General features: G+C 62.6%; 14 protein-coding genes. 10 read left to right on the top strand and 4 right to left on the bottom strand.

The annotated features are described in order from the left end of the window. Positions 1-38: 38 nt before the first annotated feature. The gene (locus tag J5J09_RS09655; RefSeq protein ID WP_208549584.1) at positions 39-203 is read right to left on the bottom strand and encodes a hypothetical protein; all 165 of its coding nucleotides are present in this window, start codon (positions 201-203) and stop codon (positions 39-41) included. Positions 204-470: 267 nt separating this feature from the next. Between J5J09_RS09655 and J5J09_RS09650 the strand changes: the two genes are divergently transcribed. From J5J09_RS09650 to sseA, 4 genes are all read left to right on the top strand, one after another. After that, complete coding sequence (locus tag J5J09_RS09650; protein ID WP_208549582.1) at positions 471-1,904, top strand: deoxyribodipyrimidine photo-lyase; 1,434 nt, start codon at positions 471-473, stop codon at positions 1,902-1,904. A gap of 151 nt (positions 1,905-2,055) precedes the next feature. Continuing rightward, entirely contained in the window at positions 2,056-3,093 is a 1,038-nt protein-coding gene (locus J5J09_RS09645) for a cysteine synthase A (RefSeq protein ID WP_208549581.1), read from the top strand. Between the two features lie 8 nt (positions 3,094-3,101). After that, positions 3,102-3,845, top strand: a complete 744-nt coding sequence (locus J5J09_RS09640) for an alanyl-tRNA editing protein (RefSeq protein ID WP_208549579.1) — start codon at positions 3,102-3,104, stop codon at positions 3,843-3,845. A 20-nt stretch (positions 3,846-3,865) separates the two neighbouring features. Continuing rightward, complete coding sequence (sseA, locus tag J5J09_RS09635) at positions 3,866-5,299, top strand: 3-mercaptopyruvate sulfurtransferase (protein ID WP_208549577.1); 1,434 nt, start codon at positions 3,866-3,868, stop codon at positions 5,297-5,299. Positions 5,300-5,301: 2 nt separating this feature from the next. Here sseA and J5J09_RS09630 read toward each other — a convergent pair whose 3' ends face one another. Then, the gene (locus J5J09_RS09630; RefSeq protein ID WP_208549575.1) at positions 5,302-6,132 is read right to left on the bottom strand and encodes a DUF4344 domain-containing metallopeptidase; all 831 of its coding nucleotides are present in this window, start codon (positions 6,130-6,132) and stop codon (positions 5,302-5,304) included. Between the two features lie 172 nt (positions 6,133-6,304). On the opposite strand from J5J09_RS09630, the gene J5J09_RS09625 reads away from it, so the two are divergent. Next, on the top strand, positions 6,305-6,787 hold the full coding sequence (locus J5J09_RS09625) for a DUF1203 domain-containing protein (protein WP_208549573.1): 483 nt from the start codon (positions 6,305-6,307) through the stop codon (positions 6,785-6,787). Between the two features lie 109 nt (positions 6,788-6,896). Here J5J09_RS09625 and ald read toward each other — a convergent pair whose 3' ends face one another. Beyond that, positions 6,897-8,015, bottom strand: a complete 1,119-nt coding sequence (ald, locus tag J5J09_RS09620; protein WP_208549571.1) for an alanine dehydrogenase — start codon at positions 8,013-8,015, stop codon at positions 6,897-6,899. Positions 8,016-8,174: 159 nt separating this feature from the next. On the opposite strand from ald, the gene J5J09_RS09615 reads away from it, so the two are divergent. From J5J09_RS09615 to J5J09_RS09595, 5 genes are all read left to right on the top strand, one after another. After that, positions 8,175-8,633, top strand: coding sequence for an Lrp/AsnC family transcriptional regulator (locus J5J09_RS09615; RefSeq protein WP_208549569.1), 459 nt, complete (start codon positions 8,175-8,177; stop codon positions 8,631-8,633). A 128-nt stretch (positions 8,634-8,761) separates the two neighbouring features. Continuing rightward, on the top strand, positions 8,762-9,481 hold the full coding sequence (locus J5J09_RS09610) for a pYEATS domain-containing protein (protein WP_208549567.1): 720 nt from the start codon (positions 8,762-8,764) through the stop codon (positions 9,479-9,481). 135 nt (positions 9,482-9,616) lie between these two features. After that, positions 9,617-9,952, top strand: coding sequence for a PilZ domain-containing protein (locus J5J09_RS09605; protein WP_208549566.1), 336 nt, complete (start codon positions 9,617-9,619; stop codon positions 9,950-9,952). A 293-nt stretch (positions 9,953-10,245) separates the two neighbouring features. Next, positions 10,246-10,581, top strand: coding sequence for a PilZ domain-containing protein (locus tag J5J09_RS09600; RefSeq protein WP_208549565.1), 336 nt, complete (start codon positions 10,246-10,248; stop codon positions 10,579-10,581). 145 nt (positions 10,582-10,726) lie between these two features. Continuing rightward, a complete protein-coding gene (locus J5J09_RS09595; protein ID WP_208549562.1) occupies positions 10,727-12,709 on the top strand; it encodes a bifunctional 2',3'-cyclic-nucleotide 2'-phosphodiesterase/3'-nucleotidase in 1,983 nt (660 codons plus the stop codon). A gap of 7 nt (positions 12,710-12,716) precedes the next feature. Here J5J09_RS09595 and J5J09_RS09590 read toward each other — a convergent pair whose 3' ends face one another. Then, positions 12,717-13,700, bottom strand: a complete 984-nt coding sequence (locus tag J5J09_RS09590) for a LysR family transcriptional regulator (RefSeq protein WP_208549559.1) — start codon at positions 13,698-13,700, stop codon at positions 12,717-12,719. Positions 13,701-13,734: the final 34 nt, after the last annotated feature.

Genomic DNA, 13,734 nt, shown 5'->3' with positions numbered 1-13,734 from the left:
CAAAAACCGACGCGCCTGTCCGGGCGCAACCCGCGATGTCATTGTCCGGGAGCGGAGTCATTCCGCTCCGTCGATGGCGACGCTGGCGCGCCATCGGAACCGGCACCCGGTACCATGATCCAGTCCGCCAGCTGGACGACCGCCCACCAGACGAAACATGAATAGATCACCGCAACGACGAGTGCCTTCAACCTGGTTGTCATAACCAAATCCTCACGTTGCACGATCAATCTCGGCCCGCCGGTTCTCCAATCCGTTAAGGAAACCGGTCGCATTTTAACGATCGCGTAAACCCGTCGGATAAATCCACGCCGAACGCCCGATGCCGCAAGGCATTAACCAAGTTCGTGAAGTTTCAGGGGAAAACCGGCGTCGACTGTGGTTCGAACGTGAATGCGCCGGCGGAGGGTGATCTGGTTTGCCGCGTCAAACGTAAACACCATATCATCCGCCAATGAAGAGTCCCGCCCATGGTTAAGCCCGTCATCCTCCTGTTCCGCAAAGACCTGAGGCTCGACGACAACCTGGCGCTGGCAAGCGCTGTGGAGAGTGGCCGGCCCGTGGTGCCGGTCTATATCCGCGAGCCGGAGTCCGGCGCCGGTCCGCTCGGCGCGGCGCAGGCGTGGTGGCTGCATCATTCGCTGACGGCGCTCTCGAAAGCCCTCGACAAGGCCGGAAGCCGCCTTGTCCTGCGATCCGGTCATTCGCTCGATGTGATCAAGACGCTTTTGACCGAAACGGACGCCGACGGCGTCTACTGGAACCGGCGCTACGATCCGGTCGGCAGTGGCATCGACAAGGCCCTGAAGGCGTGGCTGCGCGAGAACGGCTTTGAAGCCGAGAGCTTTTCCGGCCAGCTGATGCACGAACCGTCGAAGCTGAAGACAGGGGCCGGCGGTCCCTACCGCGTGTATTCGCCGTTTTGGCGGGCGCTCGAGCAGCAGGGCGAGCCGGCCGAGCCGGTTGCCGCCCCGGGAAGAATCGCGGCGCCGACGTCCTGGCCCGACGGGGAAACGCTCGACGACTGGCGGCTTCTTCCCACCAAACCGGATTGGGCTTCGACTTTCACCGAGGTCTGGGAACCCGGCGAAGCGGCGGCACAGCGGCGGCTTGCCGATTTCATCGACGAGAAACTCGCCGCCTACAAGGACGGACGCGACTTTCCGGGTAGGGACGTCACGTCCATGCTGTCGCCGCATCTGGCGATGGGCGAAATCTCCCCTGCCCGCATCTGGCATGCCACGCGGGGGCTCAAGTCCGGGATCACCGACAGCGTCGTCAAGTTCCGCAAGGAGCTCGCCTGGAGGGATTTCTCCTATCACCTGCTGTTCCATTTCCCGGAGCTCGCGACAAAAAACTGGAACGAGCGCTTCGACCAGTTCGGCTGGACCGACGATGAGACCGCTTTCGAGGCCTGGACAAAGGGCCTGACCGGCTATCCGATCGTCGATGCCGGCATGAGGGAACTGTGGCGCCACGGGACGATGCACAATCGCGTCCGCATGATCGTCGCCTCCTTCCTGATCAAGGATCTCAGAATCGACTGGCGCCGCGGCGAGGCCTGGTTCCGCGACACGCTGGCGGATGCCGATCCGGCCTCCAACGCGGCGAGCTGGCAATGGGTGGCAGGATCTGGCGCCGACGCCGCGCCCTTCTTCCGCATCTTCAACCCGATCCTGCAGGGCGAGAAGTTCGATCCCGACGGCACCTATGTCCGTCGCTTCGTGCCGGAACTGAAGGCCATGCCCGACAAGTTCATCCACAAGCCGTTCGAGGCGCCGCTGCTCGTGCTGAAGGAGGCTGGCGTCACCCTCGGCAAGACCTATCCGAAGCCGATCGTCGACCACGGCAAGGCTCGCGACGCTGCGATGGCGGCCTATAACGCGCTGCCGAAGGCCGGCTGACACGCGCCGACGGCACAACCGGCCATTCTTGACCGACAGCATGTTTTTTCGCCGCCAAGCCGTTGAGCGAAAACCGATTCCTTGCCAATGGCGGCTTGCGGGACCAAAAGTCGGTCCCTACTCTTTTCCGAAAAGACAAGGCTCAAGTCCCATGGCATTTCATCCTTCGGTCATCGAGGCGATCGGCAACACGCCGCTGATCCGGCTCAAGGGCGCCTCGCAGGCGACCGGCTGCACCATCCTCGGCAAGGCCGAGTTCCTGAACCCCGGCCAGTCCGTGAAGGACCGCGCGGCGCTGTTCATCATCCGCGACGCGGAGCGCAAGGGCCTGCTTCGTCCCGGCGGCGTGATCGTGGAAGGCACCGCCGGCAATACCGGCATCGGCCTGACGCTGGTCGCCCGGGCGCTCGGCTACCGAACCGTGATCGTGATTCCGGAAACCCAGAGCCAGGAAAAGAAGGATGCGCTGAAGCTGCTCGGGGCCGAGCTGGTCGAGGTGCCGGCCGTTCCCTACAAGAACCCGAATAATTATGTGAAGCTCTCCGGCCGCCTGGCGGCGCAGCTCGCCAAGACAGAGCCGAACGGCGCGATCTGGGCCAACCAGTTCGACAACACCGTCAACCGCGACGCCCATATCGAGACGACGTCGAAGGAAATCTTCGAGCAGACCGGCGGCGCCGTCGACGGCTTCATCTGCGCGGTCGGTTCGGGCGGAACGCTCGCCGGCGTCGGCATGGGGCTTCGCCGTCTCAAGCCGGAGGTCAAGATCGGCATTGCCGATCCCGATGGCGCCGCGCTTTACGAATATTACAAGAACGGCGAGCTCAAATCCTCGGGGTCGTCGATCACCGAAGGCATCGGCCAGGGCCGCATCACCGCCAACCTCGAGGGCTTCACGCCCGACTACGCCTACCAGATCCCGGATGCCGAAGCTCTGCCCATCGTTTTCGACCTGATCGAGACCGAGGGTCTCTGCCTCGGCGGCTCGTCGGGCATCAACATCGCCGGCGCCATTCGCCTTGCGCGCGACCTCGGACCGGGCCATACGATCGTGACGATCCTGTGCGACTACGGCAACCGCTACCAGTCGAAGCTCTTCAATCCCGACTTCCTGAAGTCGAAGAGCCTTCCGGTCCCGGGCTGGCTGACGTCGCGCAGCGATTTCAACATTCCGTTCGAAACCGCCTGAGACCATAGATGACCGCACCCACGCTCGCGCTTTTCCGTGACGATTTTTATCTTGCGACGGCGGAGGGCGTGGTAACGGCGGTCCACGAGGATGGCTCGGTGGAACTCGACCAGACCTGCTTTTACGCGGCGTCCGGCGGACAGCCCGGCGATACCGGCTTTTTCGAGCGCGCCGACGGCAGCCGGATCGCGCTCGGCGAGACACGCCACGGCGAGAACAAGTCGATCATCCTGCACCGGCCGCTGGAGGGCGAAGCATTGCCCTCTGTCGGCGAAAAGCTGGTGCTGCATGTCGACTGGCCGCGCCGCTACCGGCTGATGCGCATGCACACCGCCTGCCACCTGCTCTCCGTCGTCTGCCCCTTCCCGATTACCGGTGCTGCCGTCGGCGAGGAGGAAAGCCGGGTCGATTTCGACATGTCGGAGACGATCGACAAGGAGCAGGTGACCGCTGACCTCATGCGGCTCGTCGGCGAAAATCATCCGATCTACCTGCAGTGGATCACGGACGAGGAGCTTGCCGCCAATCCCGGCATCGTCAAGTCGAAGAACGTGCGTCCCCCGGTCGGTCTCGGCCGGGTCAGTCTTGTCTGCATCGGCGAGAACTCCGCCGTTGACAGTCAGCCTTGCGGTGGCACACATGTTTCCGAGACCCAGGAGGTCGGCGCGATTCACATCGCGAAGATCGAGAAAAAGGGCAAGGAAAACCGCCGCTTCCGCATCCGTTTCGGCAGTCCGGAGGTTTTGGCCTGAAGCATTGACGGGAGAAGAGCATGTCCGGGGAAAAGAGCCGTTTCGTCGTATCCGCCGACTGGGTGGAGAAACAGCTGGGCGCCCCGGAATTCCGGATCGTCGATGCCTCGTGGTACCTGCCGGCGCAACACCGAAACGGCGCGCTCGACTATGCCGCCGGCCACATTCCGGGCGCCGTGTTTTTCGACCAGGACGTGATCGCCGACACCACCACCGGCCTGCCCCATTCCCTGCCCTCGCCCGACTTCTTCGCCGCCGAGATCGGCAAGCTCGGCATTTCCGCGACCGACACGATCGTCGTCTATGACGGGCCCGGGTTCTTTTCGGCGCCGCGCGTCTGGTGGATGTTGCGGGTCATGGGCGCGCGCAATGTCTACCTGCTCGACGGCGGCCTTGACGGCTGGAAGGCTGAAGGGCGTCCGCTGGAGACGGACCTGCCGGAACCGGCGCCTGCGGTGTTCACGCCGCGGTTCGACCGCCGCCGCGTCACCTCCTTCGGCGAAATGACCCAGATCGTCGATGCTGGCGATCAGCAGATTGCCGATGCCCGTCCGGAAGGACGCTTCACCGGCGAGGTACCGGAGCCGCGCGAAGGCATGCGGTCCGGCCACATGCCGGGCGCGCGCAGCGTTCCTGCGGTCTCGCTCTCCGAAGATGGCCATCTGAAGGACCTTGCCGAGCTCCGCTCGATCTTCACGAAAGCCGGCATCGACCTGACGAAACCCGTTGTCACGAGCTGCGGCTCTGGCGTTACCGCCGCCGTCATCACGCTGGCGCTGGAAAGCCTCGGCCACACCGATAATTCGCTCTATGACGGCTCCTGGTCGGAATGGGGCGGCAAGAAGGAAACGCCGGTCGCCACCGGACCCGCCGAGACATTGGCGCAAACCGCCTCCGGGCCGCTGACCGCGAAAGTCACCCGGCTCGAGATGACGGCGCCGCCGAAGGCCAGCCTGCCGGTGCCCGTCAACATCCAGACCGCGATCATGCGGGCGGTGGATATTCCGCTTCCCTTCTATCGCTACCTGCAGCGGCAGGTCGGCGCCCGGTGGCACTGGTTCGAGCGGCTGAGGATGACCGACGACGAACTGAAGGCGGTGATCCACGACCCCAAGGTCTCGATCTCGGTGCTCTACGTCAACGGCGCGCCGGCCGGCTTCTACGAGTTCGCCAAGCAGGACGACGAGTCGGTCGAGCTCTCCTATTTCGGCCTGATGGAACACGCACTCGGTCTTGGGCTCGGAAAATGGTTCCTCCTGCAGGCGCTCTATGCGGCCTGGCAGGACAATCCGACGAAGCTGACGGTGACGACCAATTCGCTCGATCACCCCCGCGCGCTGCAACTCTACCAGCGCTACGGTTTTTCTCCGGTCGAGACCTATGACGCGATCATCGATCCGATGACGGACGCCGAGCTTCTGACGGCGATCCGCCGCGACACGCCAGGGCTCTGAGCTTATTGCTCGCGCTGATCCACAAGCCACTGGGCGATCAGGCCCATATGGTACTGGGCAAGTTCGTAGCAGTAGGTGATCTCGCGCTCGGCCGGATGCCAGAAGGCGTTCGGCTGGCCGCAGGCCTTGCCGGTGACGCGGATGCCGTCGTTGAGCTTGAAGCTGTCGCCGATCATTGACTGAAGCATTTCGAGCACGCCTGACTGCTTCAGCAGTTCCGCATAGAGAACAAGGCTCTCGTCCTTTGGCGTCTCGTAGCTGACCTTGAACTTGGCGCCGTCGGTGCCCTCGGTCATGTGTGGCGAGAGAAGACCGAGCCAGCTGGTCGCGGCGGCGGCATATTCGTAGGTGCATTCCTCGCGGCGATCATCGGGAAAATCCATGGAATCGGCGAATTCCTTGAACCCCTCGGCGTCATGCCCAACCATCATGCAGATCATCTGGTAGGCGCGCTGGCGATCGAGTCCATGGCTGTCCCAGAAGGCCAGTTCCTCTCCGGCCTCCTCGGCGCGATCGCTGGACAAGAACCAGCCATCGGCGGAATCGGTGATCATCCGGTCGAAATTCTCGTCTCGCAGTTCCAGCATCAGGATCGAGGACAGCGCATCGACGGCGTCTTCCTCGCGTCCAAGAACCGGCAGGCCGAGTTCCGAGATCAGCATGTGTCCGGCTTCGTGGATGAGGACGAACATGGCGTTGCCGACGACGAAATCGATCGCCTCCTGAGTCTCCGCCTCGTTGAAATCATCCAGATTGATCTCCTGGGCGGTCGCCATTCTCGGTGCGCCGATGAGGCTCGCAAGCGTGGCGAGAAGCAGAAGGGTCCTATTCATCTCTTTCCCCCGAAAAAGGCAGGCCAAATGCCGATTCTGTAGGGCAAGGCCGCGGGGTCCACAAGCGCTCCTCCTCGACGAAATTTGGCATGAATTCCCGTTCCGTGGGCAAGAATCGGGTGGATGGTGGCGACCTGTGCCGCCATGGTCGCCGCATCAACAGGAGGTTTCCATGTCCGACATTCTCTTCCAGGCCCTGCCGACCGAAACGGTCGCCGTCTATCGCGCGGGCGGACCCGATGCCTATGGCATGCTGCCCGAACGCCGCGTCTCCGATGGCGACGGCATCCCCTGCCGCCATTGCCTGGGTTTCGTGGCGGCCGGCGAGGACTATCTGGTCCTCGCGCATCGGCCTTTCCCCGCCCCGCAACCCTATGCCGAAACGGGTCCGATCTTCCTGCATGCAGGTGACTGCCACCGCTACGAGGCAAGCGAAATCCTGCCGCCCATGCTGGAGAGCTCCGACTATATCGTGCGCGGCTACGACCGCGACGACCGTATCGTCTACGGCACCGGTGCAGTGACGCCGACCGAGCGCATCACGCAGCGGGCGACGGAACTCATGGCGCGGGACGACATCGCCTACGTCCACGTCCGCTCGGCCCGCAACAACTGCTATCAGTGCCGGATCGAGAGAGCTCCGGCCGGCATATGATGCGACGCGACAAAAGAAGAGGGCCGGTCGGATGGGCGACCGGCCCTCTCTCGTTTTCCACCCCTACGCACTCACACGACGGGCGGAACCTCTTCGGTCTTATCGCCGCTCAGGCGACGTTCAGCACGGACTCAGGCGCGAAGGCCTCGTAGCCCAGGGCCTCGGCGACCGGCTTGTTGGTAACGCGGCCCTTGTGGACATTGAGACCGTTGCGCAGATGACGGTCCTCGGCGATGGCGCGCAGGCCGCGATCGGCAAGTGCCAGGCCATGGACCAGCGTCGCATTGTTGAGCGCATGGGCCGAGGTCACCGGAACGGCGCCGGGCATGTTGGCGACGCAGTAGTGCACGATGCCGTCGACCTCGTAGGTCGGCTCGGAATGCGTGGTGGCGTGCGAGGTCTCGAAGCAGCCGCCCTGGTCGATGGCGACGTCGACGATGACGGCACCCTTCTTCATGCCCGAGAGCATTTCGCGGGTGACGAGCTTCGGCGCGGCGGCGCCGGGGATGAGCACCGCTCCGATGACGAGATCAGCCGAGAAGACTTCCTGTTCGAGAGCGTCGATCGTGGAATACACGGTGTGAACGCGGCCGTGGAAGATGTCGTCGAGCTGGCGCAGGCGCGGCAGCGACCGATCGAGAATGGTCACATCGGCGCCGAGGCCGGCAGCCATCTTGGCGGCGTGGAGACCGACGACGCCACCGCCGATGACGGTGACCTTGGCCGGCAGCACGCCCGGAACGCCGCCGAGCAGAATGCCGCGGCCGCCATGGGCCTTCTGGAGCGCGGTCGCGCCCGCCTGAATGGCCAGACGTCCAGCGACTTCCGACATCGGGGCCAGCAGCGGCAGGCCGCCGCGGTCGTCGGTCACGGTCTCATAGGCCACCGCGGTCACGCCGGAGGCAATCAGGCCCTTGGTCTGTTCCGGATCCGGAGCGAGGTGAAGATAGGTATAGAGGATCTGGCCGTCGCGCAGTTGCGCCCATTCGGAGGGCTGCGGCTCCTTGACCTTGACGATCATGTCGGACTTTTCGAAGACGTCCTTGGCGGTGGCGGCGATCTTCGCGCCGGCCGCCCTGTAGGCGCCGTCATCGGCGCCAATGCCTGCCCCGGCTCCGGTTTCGATCAGGACCTCGTGGCCATGGGCCACATATTCACGGACCGCACCGGGCGTCAGGCCGACACGATATTCATGGTTCTTGATTTCCTTCGGGCACCCGACACGCATTGAGCGTTCCTCTCTTGTCTGGCGGCTTTCGCCGAATTTTTCCGAGGAGGAAATGCAAACAGAAAATCCGCCGAATGTCCTTGCGTATTGGAATTGCCAAGCGGCTGCTTTTCGAAGAAAATTGCGTTAAATGATAAAACAAGGGGAATTCTTCGAACCATGCAGCTCGACACCATCGATCTTGCCATTCTGAAGGCGCTTCAGCAAAACGCCCGCATGACCAATGCGGAACTCGCGGAGAAGGTGGGCCTCAGCGCCTCGGCGTGCTCGCGGCGGCACGACATCCTCGAAAAGGAAGGCATCATCAGCGGCTACCATGCCCGCCTGTCGCACAAGGCGCTCGACTACAAGATGATGGTGATCGTGCACATCTCGCTCTCCGGCCAGTTCGCCAAGACGCTCACGGAGTTCGAGGCGGCGGTAAAGCGCTGCCCCAATGTTCTGGTCTGCTACCTGATGTCGGGGGAATACGACTACATCCTGCGCGTCGCCGCCAAGGATCTGGAGGACTATGAGCGCATCCACCGCGACTGGCTCTCGGCGCTTCCCCATGTGGTCAAGATCAATTCCAGCTTCGCGCTGCGGGAAGTCATCGACCGACCGAATGTGGGGCTTTAGGTATCCTTGGCGGAAATCTATTTCAGATTGCATTTTTCCTTACTCACTCCTTTACTGACAGAAAGGATGAGGAGGACCATCACATGCTACAGAATTTGAGAACGAAAACCGCCCTCGAGCATGGTGGCATGCTGATCGCGCTGATGTGCGCCATACTCGCGATCGCCGAAGCGATCGGCTGGGGTGGCGCGGATCATTTGAAGATCGCAACCTTTCTGTCGATTGCCATCGTCGCGCTCATCGCGCCGAAGATCGCCAGTCTGAGTGTCGGAAAGGACGGCTTCACCGCCAATCTCGCCCAGAAAATCGACGAGAACAGCGAAAAGATCGACAGCACTAAAGTTGTTGCGATCGAGCTCGACAACCAGTTGGAGCAGAAGCTGCGGCAAATCTTCGAGGAGTTGGCGCAAATCCGCAAAGCGCTGGAAAGCGGTTCAGGAGAGGCGCAAGTCGGCGTGCGGCGCGTGGATGAGGAACTGCCCCCTGCGACCGTGAACAACGATCCCCAGAAAGGTCGCTTCGGTGGTCTGGAGAAGAACGAGGGGCTGGTTATCGGAGCCGAGGTCAAACAATCCGAATTCGACCCCGAGTGGCAGACAGTCACCATCACCGTGCGAGCGACCAGCGATCCTGACCTCTTGAAGGGTTCCGTTGAGTTCTTCCTGCACGACACATTCAGCCCCGATTATTACCGGATACCGGTGGTCAACGGAGAAGCGAAACTCGTGTTGAGGGCATGGGGTGCCTTCACCGTCGGCGCGATCGCGGGTGTTGAGAAAACCAGACTGGAACTGGACCTTGCCACCAGCAGGAACGTGGCGGCTCCGAAGGCTTGGCGGGAGCGCTGAGCGCATTCCATGGTCCAGGCCTACGACAGATGTCCGGCGTCCTGGCCGATCTCGACAATTCTACCGATCGGATTCAACGGGATGAAAGACACATCTGTTACCGTTCCCGAGGGTAAAACCACGGGGAGACCATTCATGCAGCCCATGTTGAAGATCGACGGACGCAAGACGCCGCGCAGCCGGGTGAGGATCGACAGCACCGTCCGCCACCTGAACCAGGAAGTCGATGCCAGGGTTCTCGACATTTCGCGGGCCGGCCTGTCGCTCGAATTCTACGGCAGGCTCCACGCAGCGCACGGAAGCACGGTGCAGATCAACAACGACCGCTTCGGGCTGATCGAAGGCACGGTGCGCTGGTGCCGCAATGGCAGGCTCGGCGTCCAACTGCGCGAGAACAGCAATACGCTGGCAAAGATGACGGCCTATTTCCGCAATTTCCATCGAGAGGTTCGCCCGGTGCTCAGCCGCTGAGCCATCCTCATTTCAATCGACGTGATCAGGGCGGCCTTGGCCGCCCTTTTTCTGTTTTAGCCCCACCTCAAATACAACCCGACGCATGCGACACAACTTTGTTGTGCATAACACCAATTAGCCCACACCCCTTATTTCTCAGGCTCTTCCGCACTTTTTTCTTCTAAAAATAGCGCATGAAAACCCCTTTTTAGTCAGTTGCATGCAATTTTACTGATTATCGCCATCTTCCGTCAATTTTCCGGGCGCAACCATGGCGTACATTTAAGTTTGTATTAAAAAGGCGAAATCAAATGCATGCTAAAAAATACATGGATGGCCGCCGTGCTGACCGCATCCGTTGCAGCTTTCGCGGCACCCTCACCTTCCTGCATCAAACGGCCGACGTCCGGGTCATCGACATCTCGAGGCTCGGCATGGCGATCGAGGTGTTCGGCTGGCTCGACGCCCGATCAGGCGCGGTCGTCAAGATCAGGACCCACGAACTGGGGCTGATCGAAGCCACCGTTCGTTGGTACCGGGCTGGCAAGATGGGCCTGCAGGTGGAGGAGAGCAGCAATACGGCGGCGCAGATCGCCTCGTATTTCAAGCATTTCCACAAGCCGGTGGTCCTGCACGTGGTAAAATGACCGCTTGCTGGCGATGACAGCAAAAATCCGCGCAGCAATGCAGGATTTTACGTCGCCGTGTTCATACAGCCGTCATTTTCCAAATGCACTCCTGCGAAATGGACTCTAAAGTCCGCGGCGGACTCGCCAACGAAGGAGCGCGCTCATGACCCCTCTCATCACCCCGATCTCCCGCAGGAGCTTCATCGGCGGGCTTGCGGCGACTTCGGCGCTCATCGTCCTGCATCCGTTTTCCGTCCGCGCGGCGGCCAACCAGGCGCATCTCAGGCTCATGGAGACGACGGACATCCACGTGAACGTGATGCCCTACGACTATTACGCCGACAAGCCGAGCGACACGATGGGCCTTGCCCGGACGGCTTCGATCATCGCGGCGATCCGCGCCGAGGCCACCAATACGATGCTCGTCGACAACGGCGACCTTCTCCAAGGCAATCCGATGGGCGACTACATGGCCTATCAGAAGGGCATGAAGGAAGGCGACCTCCACCCGATCATGAAGGCGATGAACGTGCTCGGCTACGACTGCGGCACCGTCGGCAATCACGAGTTCAACTACGGGCTCGACTTCATGTTCAACACGCTGCGGGGGGCCAATTTCCCGATCGTTTGCGCTAACCTGACGAAGGGCGAACTGAACGGCGATCCGACCAAGGACGAACTGCATTTCCCGCCCTATGTGATCGTCAACAAGACGATCCGCGACGGCGCTGACCAGATGCATGACATCAAGGTCGGCGTCATCGGCTTCGTTCCGCCGCAGATCATGGTCTGGGACGCGGAGAAGCTTGAGGGCAAGGCGCAGACCCGCGACATCGTCGAGACGGCCAAGGCCTGGGTTCCGGTCATGAAGCAGGACGGCGCCGACATCATCATCGCCCTCTCCCACTCCGGCATCGAGGGCAAGGGCCAGTCCGACCGGATGGAAAACGCTTCGCTCTACCTCGCTGGCGTCGAAGGCATCGATGCCGTCTTCACCGGTCACCAGCATCTCGTCTTCCCCGGCACCAAGGACTTCGCCGACATCGAGGGCGTCGACACCGTCAAGGGAACGCTGCTCGGCAAGCCCGCCGTCATGGCGGGTTTCTGGGGTTCGCATCTCGGACTGATCGACCTGCTCGTCGAGAAGAACGGCGACAGCTGGAAGATCATCGACTTCACCTGCGAGGCCCGTCCGATCTATCATCGCGACGAGAACCGCAAGGTGGTCGCCGATGTCGGCGACAAGGAGGACGTTGTCGCCGCGGTCGCGGACGAGCACCGGGCGACACTCGACTATGTGCGCACCCCGGTCGGCAAGACGGCGGCACCGCTCTATTCCTATTTCGCGCTGGTCGCCGACGATCCGTCGGTACAGATCGTGTCGAACGCCCAGACCTGGTACATCCGCGACATGCTGAAGGACGGAGAGTACAAGGATTTCCCGGTCCTGTCGGCCGCGGCCCCGTTCAAGGCCGGCGGACGCGGCGGTCCTGACTACTATACCGATGTCGCCGCCGGAGACGTGGCGATCAAGAACGTCGCCGACCTTTACCTCTACCCGAACACGGTTCAGGCCGTGCTGATCACCGGCGAGCAGGTGCGGAACTGGCTCGAAATGTCGGCCGGAATGTTCAACCAGATCGAACCGGGCGCCAAGGATGCGCCGCTCCTCAATCCGGACTTCCCGTCCTACAATTTCGACGTGATCGACGGCGTCACCTACCAGATCGACCTGTCGAAGCCGGCCCGGTTCGACAAGGATGGCCGCGTGGTCAACGCGGAGTCCCATCGGATCGTCAACCTGACCTTCGCCGGTCAGCCGATCAATCCGGAACAGCAATTCGTCGTGGCGACCAACAACTACCGTGCGGGTGGCGGCGGCAAGTTTCCGGAGATCGCGTCCGACAAGGTGATCTTCGTGGCGCCCGACACCAACCGCGACGTGATCGTGCGCTACATCATCGCGCAGGACACGATCAACCCGACCGCCGACGGCAACTGGTCGTTCGCGCCGATGCCCGGCACGACGGTCGTGTTCGAAACCGGCCCGAAGGCGCGGCAATATGCGGGCGAGGTGAAAAGCGTCAAGATCGAGGACGCCGGCAACGGCGCGGACGGCTTCGCGAAGTTCCGCCTGATCCTCTGAAGGCCGCCTACTCGCCTGCCAGCAACACCGCTGCCGCGTCTTGCGGCGCGGTGTCGGCCGGAGCCATTTTCTGCAACGCGGTGCCGAGCGATGTCGGGCAGTGCGACAGCGACTGCCGGTACTGCTCCAGCAGCCAGCGTCCCGCCGGTCCGGGCGGCAATGCCCTCGGCCATTGCGCCTCGACCGGCATGTCAATCGGCTCGTAGGGCTCGACGTCGAGCTGGACCAGCCGGCCTTCGGTGATGTCATGTGCGACGACCGACAACGGCATGCCGCCCCAGCCGAGACCGGCGATCAAGAGCTGCCGCTTGGTGCCCATGTCGCTCACCCGCCAGGCGCGACGCGAAAACACGTTGAAATCGTTGTTCCCGGTGACGCCGGTGTCGTCGGCGACGACGATCTGCGTTTCCTCGCGCACATCCGCCAGAAGCAGGCGGCGGCCCGCTTTCGCCAGGGCATGGTCCGGGGCGGCCATCGCGGCCATGAAGGACAGGCCGATCCGTTCGCTTGCGACGTCCTCCAGATCGCGCGGGCTCTGGCCGCCGATGCCGAGGCTCAGTTGGCCCTTGTGCACCATGTCGATGACCCTGAACGGCGACCCCGTCGTCAGCCGCAATGCGACATTGGGGAAGGTCTCCTGAAACCGGCGCAGAACGTCGACGGTCACATGCTCCGGCACCAGCACGCTGACACCAAGATGCACCTCCGCCTCCAGCCCCTGGGTCAGAGAGGAGGCACGGGCGCGCAGGGTGTCGAGGTCTGCCATCATCCGCCGCGCATCCTCAAGAATGCCGCGGCCGGCCGCCGTCAGCACCGGGTTGCGGGCGCTGCGGTCGAAAAGGGCGAGTTGCAGTTGCGCCTCGAGGTTTGCGATCGTGTAGGAGACGACCGACTGGGCGCGGTTCAGGCGCCGGGCGGCGGCGGAAAAGCTTCCGGCCTCGGCGACGGCGACGAACACCTGCAACTGATCGAGCGTGGGATTGGGAAGCATGGCATTCCATCCATTTTCTGGATTGATGTGATCG

Source organism: Ciceribacter sp. L1K22 (assembly GCF_017599385.1).
In the GTDB taxonomy this organism is placed as follows: Bacteria; Pseudomonadota; Alphaproteobacteria; order Rhizobiales; family Rhizobiaceae; genus Allorhizobium.
Note: the sequence above shows the minus strand (reverse complement) of the source record. Positions and strands in the feature narration are given on the sequence as shown.